Source organism: Kitasatospora sp. NPDC018058, assembly GCF_044327205.1.
Lineage (GTDB): Bacteria > Actinomycetota > Actinomycetes > Streptomycetales > Streptomycetaceae > Kitasatospora.
Window position 1 is genome coordinate 1 of sequence record NZ_JBIRFA010000029.1, and the last position, 17,887, is coordinate 17,887.

The following is a 17,887-nucleotide window of genomic DNA, read 5'->3' on the forward strand; positions in this document are numbered from 1 at the left end:
CCACGGATGCACAACCGGACCAACGCCCCCCGCCCCGACACCGTCACCCGTTCCGCGGCAGTTGTTCTCGAATTCAAGCAACGGCATTGGCCGGGGACGTCAAAATGGAACAAGGTCGAACACCGCCTGTTCTCCTTCATCTCCATGAACTGGCGAGCCCGGCCCCTGGCCAGCTACGAAGTCGCCCTTAACCTCATCACCTCGACGACCACCGCGACCGGCCTGCGCGTCACCGCCCATCTCGACACCGGGAGCTACCCCACCGGCATCGAGATCGGCGCCCGCCACGTCGCCGCCCTCACCGTCAATCACCATGCATTCCACGGGGATTGGAACTACAGCATCCCGCCGCAGCCCGGCGCCCCGGCAGTGCCGCGGCAGCCGGCCGGACGCCGCTCCCACCCCCGCGCCGCCCACACCTTCGACACCGCCCTGACCGGCCTCACCCGCTACGAACTCGGCCACCTCACCGCACAGATCCGCCTGGCCATCGACACGCTCCCGCCCGAACAGCGGCCCCGCCACCGCAAGTTGACCACCGAGAACATCATCTGGGCCGCCGTCCTGGACCAGCGCGGCCTGTCCCGCTCCCTGACCGCCCACCTCTTCCGCGTCGGCGAGAACCAGATCCGCGCCCTCATTCAGCAGGCCCTGCCCCTCCTGCAGCAACACGGCCACCACAGCGAACCGATCCCGGCCCGCCTCATCGACCCCAGCGACCTCACCCGCTACATCATGAGCACGACATCAACCGAGGATTGACGCGACACGCACCACTAATTCATCGACGATCCCACCGTGTAGACGTCAGTGGACGTTAAGTCCCTTTTCTCTCGGTTCGTGATCGCTCGTTCGTGTGAACGTCGGACGTACTGGCGTGCCAGTCGGGGTTCGGGTGATGTTCTGCGGCGCATGGACAGACGGGCGTATCCGAGCGACTTATCGGATGAGCAGTGGGTGTTGATCGGTGCGACACGAAGTCGCGCATTTCGAGTGAACTCGCAGATCGAAGGCCGGTTATAGACCGGATGCGTAGTTCCTGATCAGTGTTCGAGAACAGTCCCCGCCCTGGCGCGCGTTCAAAGGTCCCGCTTGTGAGGGTGCGAAGCCCAGGGAAGAAGCTCAAGGGCCCTCGCTCCGTCCGGGGGAGCAACCGGGCGAGGGGAAGGCCGGACGGGCGAACGCAAGTGAACCCCCGATGATGCCTCGTCAGCCCAAGCCTTGGGTGACGGGACGAGGACCAGGGTGCAAGGGCCTGGCCGCTGGAAGAGGCGGCAAGCGGCGGCCGGGGACGATCAACCGGTCGTGGGAACACCGCTGGCCCCGGGGTGTAGGGGGCGCCCACCCCGGCCGTGTCTCGTGTGCGCGGAACGTGGAAACCCCGTCGGGGTCCGGGCCTTTGGCTCGGTAGGCCGATCGCAAGAGGGGTGGAACTCCTCGGCGGGAAAGGAAGCCTAAGAAGCGGATGCCGGCGGCCGAAAGGCAGCGGGACTCGGGACATGTGGTTGCCTCTCCAGGCGGCTGTCTCGGGGAACCGGCCGGATGCCGGTCCTGGCGGCCGGATCCCGAAAGGGGAGCTGACGTGGGCTGGTGAGCCTTTGACGACCGAGGCCCGGGGCCTCCCGAACCGAGGGGCAAGTTGGACACCGCGGTGAACGGACCCAAGGACGTTGCCGAATGGGACGACGTCGCATGGCGTCACCACGAGGACAACGTAGTGAGGCTGAGGCAGAGGATCTTCAAGGCGACGCGGGAAGAGGACTGGGCCCTGGTCCGGTCCTTGCAGAAACTGATGCTGAGATCATGGTCGAACACGCTGACCAGCGTGCGGCAGGTGACTCAGCGCAACACTGGACGTCGGACGGCCGGGATCGACGGGGAGACCGCCCTGTCACCCGAGGCCAGGATGGACGTGGCTTTGCGTGTGCACCATACGCGCTCGTCCTGGAATCCGCTGCCGGTCCGACGCGTGTACATTCCAAAGGCCAATGGAAAACAACGGCCGCTCGATATCCCCGTGATTATGGACCGATGCCATCAGGCGCGCGTCCGTAACGCACTGGAGCCCGAGTGGGAAGCGCGCTTCGAGTCGAAATCGTATGGGTTCCGGCCGGGCCGCAGTTGTGCGGACGCGATTGGCGCCCTCTACTCCACACTGAAAGGCTCCCGGGCCAAGAGGCTGTGGATTCTGGATGCTGACCTGTCCGCCGCGTTCGACAGAATCAACCACGAACAACTGCTCAAAGTGATCGGGTCCTTCCCGGCCAGGGAAATGATCCGGGGGTGGCTGAAAGCGGGAGTGGTCGAGGGCGGCCTGCTCGCACCGACCGAAGAGGGATCGCCTCAAGGAGGTGTAATCAGCCCGCTGCTGATGAACGTTGCACTCCACGGCCTGGAGGAAGCTGCCGGAGTCCGCTATCTCGCATCCGGACGTACTTCCGGAGAAACGACGCGAGGAGCTCCGGTGCTGGTGCGATACGCCGACGATATGGTCGCCTGCTGTCACTCCCGGCAGCAAGCAGAGCAGGTCAAGGCACGGCTTGCAGCGTGGCTGGCCCCCAGGGGCCTGACCTTCAACGAGGAGAAGACGCGCATTGTGCATCTCTCCGAAGGTTTCGACTTCCTGGGATTCACTCTCCGCCAGTTTCACGGGTCCGAGCTGATCATCAAGCCAAGCAAGAAGGCGATCATGCGGATACGGGAAAGGCTCGCGGACGAGATGCGAAATCTTCGCGGATCGAATGTGGTGGCGGTCATCGCTAAACTCAATCCGATCATTCGGGGTTGGGTGGCCTACTACCGTGGGGTGGTGTCCAGCCGGGTCTTCTCGGATCTGGACTCTCATATGTGGCGGCTCACATACAAGTGGGCCAAGCACTCCCACCCGAACAAGCCGAAGAAGTGGATCGTGCGCCGCTACTACGGCAAGTTCAACAAGTACAGGAACGACTACTGGGTGTTTGGCGATCGCGGCTGTACCAGCGAAAGCGGCGGCACCTTCCACGTGGTCAAATTCTCCTGGACGAATATCGTCCGGCACCAGCTAGTCACGGGCGGGGCGTCACCCGACGACCCCGGCCTGCAGGACTACTGGGCCAAAAGACGGAAGGAGGTCAAACCCCCACTGGACAACTACAACCTGAACCTGCTCGCCAAGCAGGAAGGCCGCTGTCCACTCTGCGGGGACTACATCCTCACCGCCAACCAACCACCGCAGTCCCCGCACGAATGGGAACGCTGGTGGCTGAACACCGTCCGCAGAGCGGTAGCCGCCAGCTACCTCACTCACCACGGGCGGCGCGGCACGCCGGACGGACCGCAGACTCTCCTGATACACGCCTCTTGCCATCGTGGTCTCCGAGTCAGAACACGCAGGAGGTCCGCAGTTTCTGCATCACCGTGAAGCCCTCGGGGCTTGCTTGAGCCGTGGTGCCTGGAAAACAGGCATGCCCGGTTCTGAGGGGGCGGGGACGCAGCGATGCGTCCCCGCTACCCGACAGCCGATGATCACGGCCTGGAAGCAGGACCGGGTGGCGCGATCGGCGACCGGGGATCCGGGGTCCTGTGATCTGCGGGAGATCGTGAATGCGATCTTCTACCAGAATCGGACGGGCTGTCAGTGGCGCTACCTGCCCCATGACCTGCCGTCCTGGTCGGCGGTGTTCTACTACTTCGGCCTGTGGCGCCAGGACGGGCTCGACCAGCGGATCCAGGAACTCCTGCGCTGCCAGGTACGGGAGAGAGCCCGCCGATGAGAGGACCCGTCCCTCGTGATCATCGACACCCAGTCCGTCCGCGCGGCCGCCGGTGTCCCGAAGACCACGACGGGGCTGGACGCGAACAAGAAGGTGTCGGGGCGCAAGCGGGGACTGGCCGTGGACGTCATGGGGCTGATCATCGGTGTCGTCGTCCTGGCCGCCTCCGCCCACGACAATGCCGCCGGCACCGCCCTGCTCGACCAGGTCGCCGAGCGGTGCGGGATGCGTCTGGAGAAGGCCCTGGTGGACCAGGGCTTCAAGGACGAGGTCGTCATCCACGGTGCTTTGCTGGATATCGACGTCGAGGTCGTCCGCCGCAACCCGGCCGACCAGGGCAAGGGCTTCGTCCCGCAGCCGAAACGGTGGGTGGTGGAGCAGACGAACGGCACCTTGATGCTGCATCGGCGCCTCGCTCGCGAGTACGACCACAGGCCCGACACCTCCGCCTCACGCGTCTACTGGGCCTCCACCGCGAACATGACCCGCCGCCTCACCACACCGGCCCCGGCCTGGCGCGACACCCTCGGACTGGCGGCATGAACGTCGCCGAACTCCTGGCAGACCTCCAGAGCCGGCAGGACGAGGCCACCGCCCGGGCCGCAGATCTACGCGCCCGGATCGAAGAGCTCGCCGCCGACCTGACCGAGACCGAAGCGCGGCTCACGGACCTGGCCACCACCCGAAAGATCATCGCGGAGGTCACGCCGGCAGGAACCGAATCCGAACCGCCCGAGACGAACACCACCTACCAGGCCATCGTGAACGCCTTCAACCAGCACCCCGACCAGGCATTCCGGGCACGCGAGCTGCACGAACTCCTCGGCATGCCCACCGACGAGGCGTCCGTCAACATCACCCGCAGCCGCCTCGGACGCCTCACTCGCCAAGGCTTCCTCACCCAACCCGGACGAGGCCGCTACCAGAAACGGACTTAACGTCCACTCAGTGCCTCCGGCGTCACCATCACCGCTGAACCCAAGCAAGCCGCCGACCTCGCCGCCCGCATCCGCGCCGGCAATGCCGACGTCCGTGAGACCGCAGAGATGATCCGCACCTGGTACCGCTGAGCCCGGACCCATCGACGGGCCCGTCTCTGTCGCGTGGTTACGCTGTGGCTCTACGGCAGTGGGGGAAGGGGAGGGCGCTATGACAGCGTGGGTGCTGGTGTGCAACCCGACTAGGTTCCGTCTCGAGGACCTTCGAGCGGACGGTGGTGAGCTGGACTCGTGGACGGTCCGGCGCTACCTGAATGAGATACACAAAGGCGATCAGTTCGCACTATGGATCAGCGGCCCAGACGGTGGTGTCGTCGCGCTTGGCGAGTTCACGGGCGAACCGTACTGGAACGATAGCGAGGAAACGGATCATCAGTACTGGGCAGAGCCACCCGGGCCCCGGCACGCTGTGCCGCTGAGGGTTACCCAGTGGCTTGAGTCACCGATCCCGCGGACGTGGTTCACGGATCATGAAGCCTTCGCCAACGCTGGGATCCTGTCCCAGCCGTTCGCTGGAAATCCCCATCGCCTCACGGACGAACAGTGGGAGACCCTGGCCGACAGGGCTGCGCAAACCGTGCCCGCAGAACTGGGCGGTCGAATGCCGGCAGACGATGAATGGCACCTCCAACCTGGCGAGGAGATTCGCCGAGTCGAACTCCACGATCGGTACGGGGGCAGCCGCCAGGGAGGCATCAGCCCGTCGGTGCAGTCAAAGAATGTCCTGTTCTTCACGGACGCCAGCACAGGCGAACAGCACGGCTATGACGACGTTTGGGAGTCTGACGACCACTTCCGGTACACGGGTGAAGGACAGACCGGCGATCAGGTCTTCACCAAAGGCAACAAGGCCATCCGAGACCACCTCAAGGACGGACGGAGTCTTCGCCTCTTCATCGGCAGTCGCGGCACGGTCCGCTACGCGGGTGAATGGATCCTCGATCCCCAAGAGCCGTACTCATGGGGGCGCGCCAAGTCCACCAACGGTGGGCCAGAACGAAAGGTCATCCACTTCCACCTGATCCGGGTAGGAGCCGCAGTCACCGCCCCCGGCGTTCCTGTAGGCAGTGCCTATCGGGTCGAGGATGAGACCACGGTTCCAGCGCCGGCTACCCCAAGCGCTCCGGACCCAGCACTGATGGGTCGGAACCTCACCAAGCACCGGCAACTCCAGAATCAGCTCGCCGAGCAGGTTCGCGCCCGTGGAATGGAGCCGTTGTCGCCGACACCAGCTGACCCAGCCTTTGACATCGCATGGCATGACGGGGACACGCTGACGGTGACCGAGGTGAAGTCCTTGCGACCTGAGAACGAGTCTCATCAACTGCGAACTGGAATAGGACAGTTGCTTGACTATGTAGACCAACTCAGTGCGCGGGCGACGCAGGTTCGTGGAGTTCTATGGCTGGAACGCACACCGCTGGAAGAGCGCTGGTTGGGCATCTGTGAACGGGCCGGGGTAGTGCTCGCTTGGCCTGGTGAAGATGCCAAGGTGTGGGAATAGCAGTCCGCATGTCACTAGCTGTGGCGAGCTACCTGGTGAACCGCCCCGGGTTCGATAGAGATCTCAGGTTGTGGTTGTGACCTGCGGTTTTGTGGTGGTGAGGTAGTAGTCGGTCTCGTACTCGACTGGCGGGACGTGGCCTATCTCACCGTGGAGCCGGCGGTGGTTGTACCAGTCGACCCATTCGGCGGTGGCGAGTTCGACCTGCGAGAGGGTGCGCCAGGGCCGCCGGGGCTTGATCAGCTCGGTCTTGAACAGGCCGATCGTGGACTCCATGAGGGCGTTGTCGTAGGCGTCGCCGACGGATCCGATCGAGGCTGCGATGCCGGCGGCGTTCAGGTGTTCGGCGAGCCGGAAACTCGTGTACTGCGACCCGGCGTCCGAGTGATGTATCAACTCGCCTCGTTGGTGGGGGAATCCGTCACGGTCGCGCTGCTACAGCGCCATGTCCAGTGCGTCCAGAACAAGGCGGGTCTCCTTGGAGGTCGCGGCCGACCAGCCGACGATGCGGCGGGAGAAGGTGTCCACGACGAAGGCGACGTAGACGACTCCGGCCCAGGTGGCGATGTGCGTGAAGTCGGCGACCCAGCAGCGGTTCGGCGCGCCGGCGACGAAGTCGCGGTCGACCAGGTCCGGGGCGCGTTCGGCGGCCGGGTCGGCCATGGTGGTGATGACCTTCTTGCCGCGTACAGCGCCGGTGATGCCGAGTTCGCGCATCAGGCGCTCGACGGTGCAGCGTGCCACTGTGTGGCCTTGTCGGCCCAGCTCCCGCCAGACTTTCCGGGCCCCGTAGACACGGTAGTTGGCGTCGTGAACGTCCTTGATCAGCTCCTTGAGTTCCTGGTCGCGCGCGGTGCGGGCGGAGGGCGAGGCCACGCGCTGGTGGTGGGCGTAGTAGGTGGAGGGGGCGATGCTGCAGCCGTGCTCGGTGAGCACACGGCAGATCGGCTCGACGCCGCCGAAGCGGCCCCGGTGCTCGTCGATGAACGCTACGAGCGCTGGTGTGGCCGGTCGAGCTCGGCCGCGAAGAAACTCGCCGCGGCCTTGAGGATCTCGTTGGCGCGCTTGAGTTCGGCGATCTCCTTCTTCATCGCCTTGATCTGCGCGGACTCCTCCGTGGTCGTGCCCGGGCGCTGCCCGGAGTCGACCTGGTCGCGTCGCACCCAGTTGCGCAGGGTCTCGGCGGAGCCGATGCCCAGTTTCTCCGCGACGGCCCGCAGCGCCGCCGACTCGTTCGGGTAGTCACCGAGGACCTCGGCAACCATGCGCACCGCACGACGGCGCAGCTCAGGCGGGTAGGAGGAAGGACGTGCCATGACTCGAATCCTGAACGGAAAATTCAAGGTCAGCGGAGCAGGCGTCATCGCCCGGACGGCGTCGGCCGGCCCGGAGGCTGCAAGAGCTGCGGTCAGGCTGCGGGAGTGAGGGTGACTTGGTGTCCGAGGGCTGCCAGCTGACGGACCAGGTCACGGGTTCGGCGGGTCGGGTCGATCAGGCGCTGATGGTAGTCAGGACCGAGGTCCGTGTATTCGGTGGCGGGGTCGTTGATGAGGTGCCAGACGATGACCAGCATCGTGCGGGCGACCGCGACCAGGGTCTTCTTATGGCCTCGGCGTTTGACGATGCGTCGGTAGCGGGCGCCGAGAAAGGTATCGGTGCGCGAGGCGGCCATCGCCGCTTCGCCGAGTACGCCCTTGAGTCATGGGTTGCCTTTGCCGGTCCGTCCGGTGGCGGTCTTGGTGCCCGACTGGATGGTGCGCGGACACAGCTTCGCCCATGACGCCAGGTGGTCAGGAGTGGGGAAGACGCTCATGTCCGGGCCGAGTTCGGCCAGCAGGACCTGGGCGGTGGTCGGCCCGATGCCGGGGATGGCGTCGAGCCTGTCGACCAGTGTCGACCGGGTGCGGTCACCGACTGGGGTCCGGTCGTCGCCTGTGGTCCCGGCGTCGTGCGCGGTCAGGTCCTCGATGGCGCGGGCAATCCGCTCGGAGAGCTTGTCGATCTGGGTGGTCAGGTGGTCGATGCTGTCGAGCAAAGTGCGGCAGAGGAAGGCATGGTGTTCTTCGAACTGCCCGGTCAGCGCCAATGCGAGAGCATCCGTCTTGGCGGCCATCCGGCCCTTGGCCATCTGGGCCAGGACGCGCGGGTTGCGTTCGCCAGCGATCATCGCCTCCATCATCGCCCGTCCGGAGACGCCGAAGATGTCGGTGGCAACCGTCGACAGCTTGACCTGGGCATCCTCCAGAACCTTCTCGACGCGCCACTTGTGCCTGGAGCGCTCCTCGGTCAGCACGGTGCGGGTCCGGGTGAGATCCCGCAGCCGGCGCACCGGCTTCGGCGGAACGAACGACGGCCGCAGCATGCCGCGCTCGGCGAGCTTGGCAAGCCGGACCGCGTCGAGCTTGTCCGTCTTGGGTCGGCCGGGGACGTTCTTGACCTCGCGGGCATTGACCAGCCAGCACTCCAGGCCCCGGGCCTCCAGGAGGAAGAAGAACACCTTCCAGTACGAGCCGGTGGCCTCCATCACGACCCGCGTCACGCCCTGGCACAGCAGTCGGTCTCCCAGTTCGAGGACGGCACTCGTAGTCGCGGCGACATTCCAGACTTCCTGGACTCGCCGGCCTTCCCGACTCTGATGTGGCAAGCGCATGCGCACCATCCCCGAGGCCTTCGCCACATCGATGGCAGCGACCCGCTCGACCAGCCCCTCGATCGCCTCGATCTCTTCGGTTTCCACATCCACCCCTTCGCGGCAGCCCTCGGGCAGGCGGCGGCCGTCCGGGAGCGGGAGGGGAGAACGGGAGTCTGAACGGCGTGCTCGTGGCAACAGTGCGTGGCCCCTCAGGCCGGCTCCGGCGTCAGACTTACACGCGGGCTCACCGGCCCAAGGGTTTGCCGACGTCAGCAGACGGCCGCCACCCCCGATTTTCACGCACGCAGGGCGTCGCTCGGGGACAAATGGACTTACACGAAATCGAGTCTCCACTGAACCCAGGGCGGTTCAGCATGAACCAAGAGGAGTATCAAGCAAAGAAGGAGGAAGTGGCTCGAAGCCTTCAGGAGCGATGGGAGCGCGATGGATCGATCACGGGAGTCCTGCACCTTCTGCTCGCAGAAATCGGCCCGAGAGATGAGCTCGGGGCTATCGCCTTCGGCGTGGTGGGGTGCATGCACGACGCATTTGATATGTCGTTGATGGATGCGAAGCGCCTCTCGCGATGGCATGCCATCGGAGGGGAGCTCTCGGACGCGGAGATCGAACAGCGAGTCGGCACTCTCGTTCCTCGCAAACTTGACTCCTCATACGTATGTCCATCCCTTTAGGCAGGACGTACGAGGGGCGGAAAATGCCACCCCGTGCCTGTTCTTATCACTTGGCTCGATTCTGCCGGGAGGAGAAGCATCGCCGCACCCATGTGCGCCAATGCTGGATTTCCTGTCTTCGGTGATGACCATGATCTCCGCAGCACTGTAGCCCTGGGCGGCGAGGTCGGCAGGGATGCTGGCACGCAGGACGTGGCTGGTGGCCTCCCGGGCGTCGAAGTCGGGAACGCGGGAGACCATCCGCTTGAAGACGCGGTTCACTGCGTGGCTGGTCATGCCGGTGCCGGAGGCGGGCATGAGCTGGCCCCACCGGGTGATGCCGCGGAGCGGTGGCAACTGCGGTTCTGCCTGGTCGAGTTCAGCGAGCAGTGCGAGAGAGGCGCGGAGGATGGAGATCGTCACTGGATCGCGGACGCCGTACTCGCGGCGGCGGACCAGTGGTCGTTCTTGCTGGTGCGCTTGCCGACCACCATCTGCTCGGTGCCGTCCTCCAGGTGCTTGGAGACGATGGAGTCGATGCGGTAGACCGCCTGTTCGGAGCGGCGGACGCGGGTGCCGTAGCCCGTCGTGTCTGCCGCGGCGGCGCAGGTGCGAGAGGCAGGAGAGCATGTTCGCCTCGCTGGTGCGCGGCCCTGGGTGGCGGCCGTTGTCGGCACACCCGCGGGCAAAGTAGCGCCGCTCTCGGCGTGGGTCTGACTGGTGCGCGCCGGCTGGGCGGTGGCGAGGTCGTCGGCCGCGTCTTCGGTCAGCGTCTCGTTCGGGTCGACCCTGCCGACTGCGAGCTCCGAGGGCGCCTGTAGAGGACGCAATACATAAATTGATACATAGACGACGCCCGCGACGCCCCTCTCGTTTGCAAGACGTCTACCGCATTTATTTGTGTTCAGAACCCTGTGCTGCAAGGGTGTGCACCATGAAGATCACGATTACCGTGGAGAACCCGACCCCCGAGGCGCTCGAGAAGCTGCTCGCCCTCGCCGCCATGCCGGCCGCCGTCGTGACCGCAGTGCCCGACGATCGCTGGACACCGGAGCGGGCCCGGTCGTACTACGATCGCCTCCCGCCCCGGGCACAGCAGATCCTGCTCCAAGTCGTCGAAGGCGAAGGCGAGTGCGCCGCCGATGAGTTGAGGGCGAACGGCCGAAACCTGCGGGGCTCCACCGGCGCCTTCCGGCGCGTGCTCTCCGAGGGCAAGCGCACCGGCCTCTGGCCGGACGCCCTGTCCGTGCCGCTGGTGTCCCACATCGTCGGCGGGCAACTCAAGAAGCTCGAAATGCCGGGACGCGGTACAGAGCAGTATGTACTTCCGGTCTTCCAGGAAGGACTGGACGGTCTGCGGAGTGGTCACTGATAAGGAATGTGTCGAGCCCGCACCGGGGGTCGGGCCAGCCCTACCGGCGCGACAACAACCGGATCACTCGCGCACCCGGGCCCGCAGCCCGCACAAGCCGAGCCCGTTCTCAGCGGCGGCGCGCCACATCCGCAGCGGGCCGTCGAGGATGCACTCCTTTTCGGGTGAGTAGTAGTACAGCCAGTCCTGGGCGTCCGCAGCGGAGCGTTCGTCCTGGGTGAAGGTGAGGGCCCGCTCCACGCGTGGCAGGGTCTGACGGACCTGGGCGGAGGTGAGGAGGAGGTTTGAGGTTCCCCCGGGATGCGGCGGATGGTGACAGCAGTTCAGATGGGTCTCATGAGAGGACCCGAGGCCATGGCCGCCCGAAGAAGTACCCGCAGGAATTGCGTGAGCGTGCGGTGCGGATGTACCGCGCCGCCGACCCGAAGCCCGTCATCCGCCGGATGGCCGAGGATCTCGGTGTTCACCCCGAGGCCCTGCGCAACTGGATCCGTCAGGCCGAGGCGGATGCCGGCGAGCGCGACGATCGGCTCACCACCGCCGAGCGGGAGGAGCTCGCTGCCCTGCGCAAGGAGAACGCCCAGCTCAAGCGGGCGAACGAGGTCCTGCGGACGGCGTCAGCGTTTTTCGCGGCGCAACTCGACCCGACCCGGCCCAGGTGACGGCGCTCCTCGACGAGCACCCTCACCTGGAGGTCGAGTGCGTACTCCGGGAACTCGGCATCGCCTCCTCCACCTACTACCGGTGGCGCCGTGCCGAGCGGGAACCGTGTGAACGCCGCCGCCGCGATGCGGAGCTGGCAGAGGAGATCACGCGGATCCACACCGACTCCGGCGGAATCTACGGCTCGCCGCGCGTCCACGCCACCCTCAAACGCGAGGGTGTCCACGTCGGTCGCAAGAGGGTGGAGCGGCTGATGCGCGATGCCGGCCTGGCTGGCGTCAGTCCCCGCCGGGCGGGCAAGGGATTCACCCGCCGTGACCCGGACGCCCAGTCGGCCCCGGACCTGGTGCGGCGCGACTTCACCGCACCCGCACCGAACCGGCTGTGGGTCACCGACCTGACCATGGTCCCCACCGTCGACGGGCCACTGTGGCTCTCCGCGATCCGGGACGCCTTCTCCCGGCGGGTCGTGGCCTGGGAGACCTCCGCCCACGCGGACGCCGACCTGGTCCTCACCTCGCTGGAGTACGCGCTGGCCAGCCGTGAGGTCGCTCCCGGCCAGCTCGTGCACCACGCCGACCACGGCTGTCAGTACACGTCTATCAAGCTCACAACACGCCTACTACGAGCGGGAATCCACGCATCCATGGGATCGATCGGGGACTCCTACGACAACGCCCTCGCCGAGAACCTGTGGATGCTGATCAAGACCGAGGGTCCCGGATCAGAAGCCGGTTGGGACAGGCCGGGTTCACCGTCCTGCGGGCGAAGATCGAGGCCACGCCGTGGGCCGATGGTGTCCCGGCCTCGGACGAGGACGCCGTGCCGCACGGGCCCGGCCGGTACTTCGAGCACCACGTCAAACTGCTGCTCCCGGCCCCGGCTCCCGCAGCCGGCCCCGCCCGCCTCGCCGAGCTCACAGAGCTGGCCGTCCGGCACGGCGCGCACCTGTCGCGCAACCCGCGCCGGGTGCGCGAGGACGGCCAGCGTGAGTGGTTCGTGACCCAGCGGTGCCGCCTGGTCGGCCTGAACACCGCGGGCCGCCGGCTGGAGGCGCTGCTGCGGGACCTCGCCGCCGCCGGCCACGAGGTGGCGTCGGTGGAGCGCGAGTTCGTCGTCGTGGACAGCGACGAGGCCCTGGACACGGGGTGGATCACCGAGCACGAGCACAGTGCCGGGCCGTACGGAGAGGGAGAGCCGAGATGACCGAGGATCAGTCCCAGTCGCCCGTGGCGTGGGAGGAACTGCGGTACGGGCCGTGGCAGGGCGTCCTGCTGCCCAAGCAGCCGCCGCCGGAGGACGTCCGCGAGGACCGGGACCTGCCCAGGAGCGTCCTGCCGATCGACGACGAGGCGGTCAGCCAGCAGCCGGTCTTCGACCCCGCCCTCGCCGGGTACAGCCGGGCCCTTCGCCCCAGCGAACCCGCCTTCACCGACCCGCGACTCGCCGAACGCTGGCTCGCCGCCCGGCGCGAGGCGCTGAACACCGCACTGTCCGCCGTCGCCGGCTCGCAGTGGGCCGAGCACCTGGTCCTGCGCGGAAGCGTCCTGCTGCGAGCCTGGTACGGCGAGCAGGCGCGGAAGCCGGGCGACCTGGACTTCGTGGTCCGCCCGGTGGAATGGGAGCTGGAGGACGAGCGCACGGACCGCATGCTGGAGGAGCTCGCCGCCGAGGCCGAACGCCTCTCGGGCACGGTGCGGCTGCACGCCGACCAGGCGGTCAGCGACGAGATCTGGACGTACAGCAGGATCCCCGGGCGCAGGCTCGTCCTGCCCTGGTCGGCACCGGGCGTCCCGGGCGGGACCGTCCAACTCGACTTCGTCTTCACCGAGCACCTGCCCGTCCCACCCCGGCCCTACCGGCTCCCCGGCGTCACCGGCCCGTTGCTGGCCGCCACGCCGCAGCTCTCCCTCGCCTGGAAGATCCTGTGGCTGGTCTCGGACAACCACCCGCAGGGCAAGGACCTCTACGACGCGATCCTGCTCTCGCGCACCGCCGAGGTGCCCTACGACCTGCTACGACAGGTCTTCACCCAATCCGACGAGAGCTGGTCGCGTTGGCCGGTCCTCCCGGAGCAGATCAGCCGGCTCGAGGTCGACTGGGACGAGTTCGCCAAGGACTACCCGCAGTTCGCCGAACCCGTCGAGGAGTATCCGGCCCAACTGCTCGCCGCGCTCCACCCGACGTTCGCCTGCCGAGATGAGTACGCACTGCGCGCCCAGTGGCTGGCCCCGCTGATCGAGGAACTACGGGACGTGCTGGCGAGCGAGGGCATGGACGAGGTCCAACAACGGATGTCCCGACGCCACATGGCCCCGGACAACACCCTGGTGATCACCCGCGAACTGTCGGGCGGCGACCTCGACGACGCCCGCCGGACCGTCGCCGACCACCTCGGCACCCAGTCGAACCGGACGAACTGCAAGCTGGCGGAAGCCGCCGCGCGCTACGCCACAGAGCTTGCGGGCGGCCGCTCTGCGGGCGTCGCCGACGGCTGAGTTCGAGCCAGGCCGCACCGTCGATCGTCCCGACAGAGCCGCCGATCCCCGGGGCGGGCGAGCTGCCGCCCCGGGGCCTTCGCCGCCTGCCCGAAGCTGCTGACTGGCTGACCTCCGCAGGCGCGGAGATCGTCCCTGTCGGACCACGCGACTGTCGGTAGCGGTACGCGTTCGAGTTTCGGCGGTATGCGGACGGTCGGCGGCTGCACCAGGCCGATGCGGCGAGGAGGGCCAGCCGTGTCGAGCGGGCGTCCCGTCCGCCCGAAGTCGACGGCCCGTCACCCGACGTGCGTCCGGTCCACGGGCTGGCGGGGAGCGCCGTGGAACACCTGCCGCACATGCCACTCCCGGTGCCGGGCGGCGACCGGTGCGAGCCCCGGCTGTGGGCCGATGACGGGACGTCCGGCGAGCGCGAGCACGTGCTGGCGGCTGGCTTCGCTGCGGCCGACGAAGCGTTGGGAGACGAGGATGCGGTGGTCCTCGCCCAGGCCCAGGACGCCCTTGTCGAAGAGCTTGTGGTGCAGCGAGCACAGGCACAGGCCGTTGTCGACCTCGTCCGGCCCGTCGTGCGACCACCAGCGGACGTGCGCGGCCTCCAGTCCGACCGTGCTCGCGCCGAGGGCTCCGTCGTAGCCGCAGAACGCGCACTGGAACTCGTAGGCGGTGAGTATGAGGTCACGCATCCGACGATCCCGCTGTCTCCGGGCCGCGGTGTCGGCTCCGTTCACGGTGCCGGTCTCGGCTCGCTCCAGGTCGAGGCCGACGGCTTCGCAGAGGTCGGCGTGCAGGGATGTCGGGAAATGGGTGTCCAGCAGCACCCTGGCCATCCGGCCCAGCAGGGGAGGCTCGTCGCCGAGCGCGGCCCGCAGCCCGGGTGCGAGCCTGCCGGTGGCGCCGCTCGTGCGGAGGATCCCGACGCCGCTTCCGGGGCTTCCCGGGCCCCGGTCGGTCCTGACCTCCCACACACCGTCGCTGACCAGGTGGTGGAACGGGTAGGCGGGCGTCGTCGGGTGTGACGGCCCGTATTCGGCGAGCAGCCGCTTCAGTTCCTCCTCGACCGCGCTGTAGCGCAGTTCGCCGTCGGCGCTCTGCTGGTACCTGCCGAGGGCGTACAGCAGCAGCAACGGCTTGTGCGGAGCACGGACGCCGTTGCTCGTCCAGCGCCTCAGTCTCGCCACCCGATCGAGCCAATCCATGACCGTCACAGTAGTTCGCACGGCTGCGGAGGGATCAAGTAGGGCCGTGGCACCGGCACCTGGGGCAGTCGTCGATCCGTCGGCGGTGCACACCCGGGACTTCGGCGTTCGCGGGCTGCCGTGCGTCACAGCCTGCGGGCGGGGCCGTCGGTGGAGCGGACGGTCCGGCGCAGGCCCAGGATCTCGGCGACGGCGTCGAGCCAGCGGGCGAGGAGCTGATCGCCGTCGACGGTGGTGACCGTGGTGGCCGCCGAGGTCAGCCAGTCGCGGGCGAGGCTGGCCGGTTCCGGGCCGGGCAGGGGTTCGGGCAGGTCGGCGGCGTAGCGGGCGCCGCCGCTGCGGACGACCTCGGCGAGGAAGGCGAGGGAGCGGGGGACCACCCCCAGGCGCTCGGCGGCCAGGGCCGCGGCGATCGCGCCCTCGCCGAAGAGGGCGGCCCGGTGGGGGCCGGCGAAGGCCAGGCCGTAGCGGAGCATGGCGGGTACGTCGAGCTGTCGCAGCTCGTCGTCCGTCTTGGGGCGGAAGCGGTCGTCGGGGGTGCTCATCGGACCGTCACCGTGTACGTGTTGCGCACGACCAGTTTCCTGTTCTCGTCGCTGATGGTCGGGAGATTGCAGTAACCGCGGTAGCAGTTGAGGAGCGTGACGGCGGTGGTCCCGCGGCCCTTGGCCTCGAAGGTGTAGAAGCGGGTGCCGCCGACACCGTCCGAGGTCTTCGATTCCTCCGGGAGGTCGAGCGCCTCGTCGACCTTGGCCACCACCGCGGTGTCCGACTTCGGGTCCACGATGCTCCAGTAGTCGCCGGCCGAGGCGTTGTCCCGTACGGCGATCGAGAAGCGCCCGCCGACGGCGAGGCTCACCGAGCGTTCCTGCAAGCCGAGCACCCGGCCGCGGTCGGGCCCGTCGGACCCGCAGCCCACCAGTGCGGCCGCCAGGAGGGTCGACAGCGTCACCGCCCGCAGCGGCGTCCTTGCGAGCGCCTTCACCGGCTCGGTCACTTCGGCAGGTGGACGGCGTAGGCGGTGTGCATCCGATTGTCCGAGACCCGCTCCATCCGGCCGTTGACGAAGTCGTCCTCGCTGATCCAGGTGGTGGTGCCCCACGGGTTGTAGACCTGCAGCTTGTCACCCTCCTGCCCGACGATCAGCACGGCGTGGCCCGAGCGTTCGCCCTTCTCGTTGTAGCCCTCGATCCCGATCGGCACCGGCTTGCCGTCGGCGACCGCCTTCTCGATGTCCGGCAGGAGCTCACGCCGGGCGTTGTTGTCCGGCATCTCCTTGTAGTCGAAGTCGGCGCCGGTGTGCGGGCTGACCTCCTTCTCCAGCACCTTCCCCTTGTTGTCCGGTGACATGCCGTCCCAGTCCTTGCCGCCGTGGCCCTCCGTGTGCACGCGGTGCTGCTCGTCCAGCAGCCGCTTCTGGAATGCCGCCGGATCGTTCTCCTGGCCGGACGGGCCGCCGGTCAGGTCCAACGTGTACAGCGGATCGACCATCGCCCGGGCGGTGACGGTGGAGGAGGCGACACAGGTCCCCTCATCACCCTTCTGCTGCCACATGGCGGTGCCGAAGTTCACGATGTCGGTGTTCCGGTTGGAGCCGTTGTCGTTGACCCCGCCGTCGGACCTGTCCTCGCTCTTGGCGTAGACGGGCGTCAGGTGCGTGCGCAGCCACTCCGGGTCCTTGCCGTGGATCTTGCTCTGGAAGGCACGGATCTCCTCCAGGCTGTGACCGGCCGCCAGCGCCTTCGCCAGATAGGCGCGCTCCTGGGGGGACGAGGAGTTGGCGAGCATCAGGTCGAAGGACCCCCGGTCCGCTTCGCTCATCTTGTCCAGGTACTCGCCGGTCCGCTTCAGATCGTTCGCCGTCAACAGCTCGTTCAGCTCGGTCGGGCCGTCCGGGCCCGAGGTCTCGGCCAGCACCAGCTTGTCCGAGTTGTAGACCCCGTTCATACCGTGCAGCTTGCCGGCCCGGGCCTGGGACGACTGCTTGTTCAGGTCACGGACCGCCGTCCGGGACGCCGAGTCCGCCTTCCTGGCGGCCTCCAGCATCGACTCGACGAACGGTATGGCGGCCTGCTGCGCCTTCTTGCGCTTCTCCTCGTCGTCATCGCCCTCGAACCACTCGTCGAACCAGCCCTCCTTCCCGCCCAGCTGGTTCAGCACCTGCTGGAGCCCGTTACGTGCGGTGCTGTCCTGGCCCTGGACGGCGCGCAGCGCGTCCGCGAGGGTGTGGAGGGCCGTCCCGGCGTTGTGGAGCGCCGTGGTCTGCTCGTCGACGGCGCGGGCTGCGGCGGCCACCACCTCGGCGGCCTTCGCACCGGTGCTGCCGGTCCAGACGTCCGGCAGGCCGGAGCCGGAGATCGTCACGACGTCCTGGTGAAGGTGGCCCGAGTCGGCGGCCATGGCCTTGTAGCGGCTGCCGACGGCGTCGATGGTGGTCGGGTCACCGAGCGGCGCGCGGACGGCGAGCGCGCCCTTGATCGCATCGATGAGGTCGTTCTTGGAGTCCGCCTCGCGGACGTCCTTCAGCCGGTCGTCCAGCGCCTTGGAGCGCTGAGCGGTGGATTCCTTCGCCATGCCGGTTCGTCAGCCCCCTGGTCG

Annotated in this window: 16 protein-coding genes and 4 pseudogenes; 10 read left to right on the forward strand and 10 right to left on the reverse strand. The window is 67.6% G+C overall.

Annotated elements, in window-relative coordinates:
- The 5 genes and pseudogenes from ACH4E7_RS31705 to ACH4E7_RS31725 all read left to right on the forward strand — a co-directional run.
- Nucleotides 1-360: pseudogene (locus ACH4E7_RS31705) on the forward strand (ISAzo13 family transposase); the annotation flags it as partial.
- A 1,291-nt stretch (nucleotides 361-1,651) separates the two neighbouring features.
- Nucleotides 1,652-3,403, forward strand: a complete 1,752-nt coding sequence (gene ltrA, locus ACH4E7_RS31710; RefSeq protein ID WP_396252604.1) for a group II intron reverse transcriptase/maturase — start codon at nucleotides 1,652-1,654, stop codon at nucleotides 3,401-3,403.
- Between the two features lie 43 nt (nucleotides 3,404-3,446).
- Nucleotides 3,447-4,298 (forward strand): annotated as a pseudogene (locus tag ACH4E7_RS31715) (IS5 family transposase).
- Nucleotides 4,295-4,693: a hypothetical protein gene (locus ACH4E7_RS31720; RefSeq protein WP_396252605.1), complete on the forward strand. Its 399-nt coding sequence runs from the start codon at nucleotides 4,295-4,297 to the stop codon at nucleotides 4,691-4,693. The pseudogene ACH4E7_RS31715 and the gene ACH4E7_RS31720 overlap by 4 nt, the downstream one beginning before the upstream one ends.
- A gap of 211 nt (nucleotides 4,694-4,904) precedes the next feature.
- Nucleotides 4,905-6,257 carry an EVE domain-containing protein gene (locus tag ACH4E7_RS31725; protein ID WP_396252606.1) on the forward strand — a complete coding sequence of 451 codons (1,353 nt, stop codon included), beginning with the start codon at nucleotides 4,905-4,907 and terminating at the stop codon, nucleotides 6,255-6,257.
- A gap of 63 nt (nucleotides 6,258-6,320) precedes the next feature.
- On the opposite strand, the pseudogene ACH4E7_RS31730 reads toward ACH4E7_RS31725, so the two are convergent.
- The 5 genes and pseudogenes from ACH4E7_RS31730 to ACH4E7_RS31750 all read right to left on the reverse strand — a co-directional run bounded on the left by ACH4E7_RS31730 (nucleotide 6,321) and on the right by ACH4E7_RS31750 (nucleotide 10,390).
- A pseudogene (locus ACH4E7_RS31730) lies at nucleotides 6,321-7,573 on the reverse strand (IS3 family transposase).
- Between the two features lie 92 nt (nucleotides 7,574-7,665).
- A complete protein-coding gene (locus tag ACH4E7_RS31735; RefSeq protein WP_396252607.1) occupies nucleotides 7,666-7,929 on the reverse strand; it encodes a hypothetical protein in 264 nt (87 codons plus the stop codon).
- A gap of 27 nt (nucleotides 7,930-7,956) precedes the next feature.
- Complete coding sequence (locus ACH4E7_RS31740) at nucleotides 7,957-8,994, reverse strand: IS110 family transposase (RefSeq protein ID WP_396252608.1); 1,038 nt, start codon at nucleotides 8,992-8,994, stop codon at nucleotides 7,957-7,959.
- 563 nt (nucleotides 8,995-9,557) lie between these two features.
- Nucleotides 9,558-9,983, reverse strand: coding sequence for a hypothetical protein (locus ACH4E7_RS31745; protein ID WP_396252609.1), 426 nt, complete (start codon nucleotides 9,981-9,983; stop codon nucleotides 9,558-9,560).
- Nucleotides 9,980-10,390 carry a hypothetical protein gene (locus ACH4E7_RS31750; protein ID WP_396252610.1) on the reverse strand — a complete coding sequence of 137 codons (411 nt, stop codon included), beginning with the start codon at nucleotides 10,388-10,390 and terminating at the stop codon, nucleotides 9,980-9,982. The genes ACH4E7_RS31745 and ACH4E7_RS31750 overlap by 4 nt, the downstream gene beginning before the upstream one ends.
- Before the next feature lie 95 nt (nucleotides 10,391-10,485).
- On the opposite strand from ACH4E7_RS31750, the gene ACH4E7_RS31755 reads away from it, so the two are divergent.
- Nucleotides 10,486-10,932 (forward strand): hypothetical protein, encoded by a 447-nt coding sequence (locus tag ACH4E7_RS31755; RefSeq protein ID WP_396252611.1) that lies wholly within the window; start codon nucleotides 10,486-10,488, stop codon nucleotides 10,930-10,932.
- 63 nt (nucleotides 10,933-10,995) lie between these two features.
- On the opposite strand, the gene ACH4E7_RS31760 is transcribed toward ACH4E7_RS31755, so the two are convergent.
- Nucleotides 10,996-11,172 carry a hypothetical protein gene (locus ACH4E7_RS31760; RefSeq protein WP_396252612.1) on the reverse strand — a complete coding sequence of 59 codons (177 nt, stop codon included), beginning with the start codon at nucleotides 11,170-11,172 and terminating at the stop codon, nucleotides 10,996-10,998.
- A 44-nt stretch (nucleotides 11,173-11,216) separates the two neighbouring features.
- On the opposite strand from ACH4E7_RS31760, the gene ACH4E7_RS31765 reads away from it, so the two are divergent.
- From ACH4E7_RS31765 to ACH4E7_RS31780, 4 genes and pseudogenes are all read left to right on the forward strand, one after another.
- Entirely contained in the window at nucleotides 11,217-11,594 is a 378-nt protein-coding gene (locus tag ACH4E7_RS31765) for a transposase (protein WP_396252613.1), read from the forward strand.
- Nucleotides 11,591-12,250, forward strand: a pseudogene (locus ACH4E7_RS31770) (IS3 family transposase); the annotation flags it as partial. The gene ACH4E7_RS31765 and the pseudogene ACH4E7_RS31770, both read left to right, overlap by 4 nt.
- 80 nt (nucleotides 12,251-12,330) lie before the next feature.
- Complete coding sequence (locus ACH4E7_RS31775; RefSeq protein ID WP_396252702.1) at nucleotides 12,331-12,801, forward strand: hypothetical protein; 471 nt, start codon at nucleotides 12,331-12,333, stop codon at nucleotides 12,799-12,801.
- Nucleotides 12,798-14,093: a nucleotidyl transferase AbiEii/AbiGii toxin family protein gene (locus ACH4E7_RS31780; protein WP_396252614.1), complete on the forward strand. Its 1,296-nt coding sequence runs from the start codon at nucleotides 12,798-12,800 to the stop codon at nucleotides 14,091-14,093. Before ACH4E7_RS31775 ends, ACH4E7_RS31780 begins: the two co-directional genes overlap by 4 nt.
- A 278-nt stretch (nucleotides 14,094-14,371) precedes the next feature.
- On the opposite strand, the gene ACH4E7_RS31785 is transcribed toward ACH4E7_RS31780, so the two are convergent.
- From ACH4E7_RS31785 to ACH4E7_RS31800, 4 genes are all read right to left on the reverse strand, one after another.
- Nucleotides 14,372-15,289, reverse strand: a complete 918-nt coding sequence (locus ACH4E7_RS31785) for a phosphorothioated DNA-binding restriction endonuclease (protein WP_396252615.1) — start codon at nucleotides 15,287-15,289, stop codon at nucleotides 14,372-14,374.
- A 125-nt stretch (nucleotides 15,290-15,414) separates the two neighbouring features.
- On the reverse strand, nucleotides 15,415-15,834 hold the full coding sequence (locus ACH4E7_RS31790) for a hypothetical protein (RefSeq protein ID WP_396252616.1): 420 nt from the start codon (nucleotides 15,832-15,834) through the stop codon (nucleotides 15,415-15,417).
- A complete protein-coding gene (locus tag ACH4E7_RS31795) occupies nucleotides 15,831-16,286 on the reverse strand; it encodes a protease inhibitor I42 family protein (RefSeq protein WP_396252617.1) in 456 nt (151 codons plus the stop codon). The genes ACH4E7_RS31790 and ACH4E7_RS31795 overlap by 4 nt, the downstream gene beginning before the upstream one ends.
- Complete coding sequence (locus tag ACH4E7_RS31800) at nucleotides 16,283-17,863, reverse strand: peptidoglycan-binding protein (protein WP_396252618.1); 1,581 nt, start codon at nucleotides 17,861-17,863, stop codon at nucleotides 16,283-16,285. Before ACH4E7_RS31800 ends, ACH4E7_RS31795 begins: the two co-directional genes overlap by 4 nt.
- Between the last annotated feature and the right edge of the window lie 24 nt (nucleotides 17,864-17,887).

Coding starts and splice junctions, on each gene's coding strand:
- ACH4E7_RS31720 (WP_396252605.1), top strand. CDS start 4,295: ATGAACGTCGCCGAACTCCTGGCAGACCTCCAGAGCCGGCAGGACGAG.
- ACH4E7_RS31725 (WP_396252606.1), top strand. CDS start 4,905: ATGACAGCGTGGGTGCTGGTGTGCAACCCGACTAGGTTCCGTCTCGAG.
- ACH4E7_RS31735 (WP_396252607.1), bottom strand. CDS start 7,929: ATGGCCGCCTCGCGCACCGATACCTTTCTCGGCGCCCGCTACCGACGC.
- ACH4E7_RS31780 (WP_396252614.1), top strand. CDS start 12,798: ATGACCGAGGATCAGTCCCAGTCGCCCGTGGCGTGGGAGGAACTGCGG.
- ACH4E7_RS31785 (WP_396252615.1), bottom strand. CDS start 15,289: ATGGATTGGCTCGATCGGGTGGCGAGACTGAGGCGCTGGACGAGCAAC.
- ACH4E7_RS31790 (WP_396252616.1), bottom strand. CDS start 15,834: ATGAGCACCCCCGACGACCGCTTCCGCCCCAAGACGGACGACGAGCTG.
- ACH4E7_RS31800 (WP_396252618.1), bottom strand. CDS start 17,863: ATGGCGAAGGAATCCACCGCTCAGCGCTCCAAGGCGCTGGACGACCGG.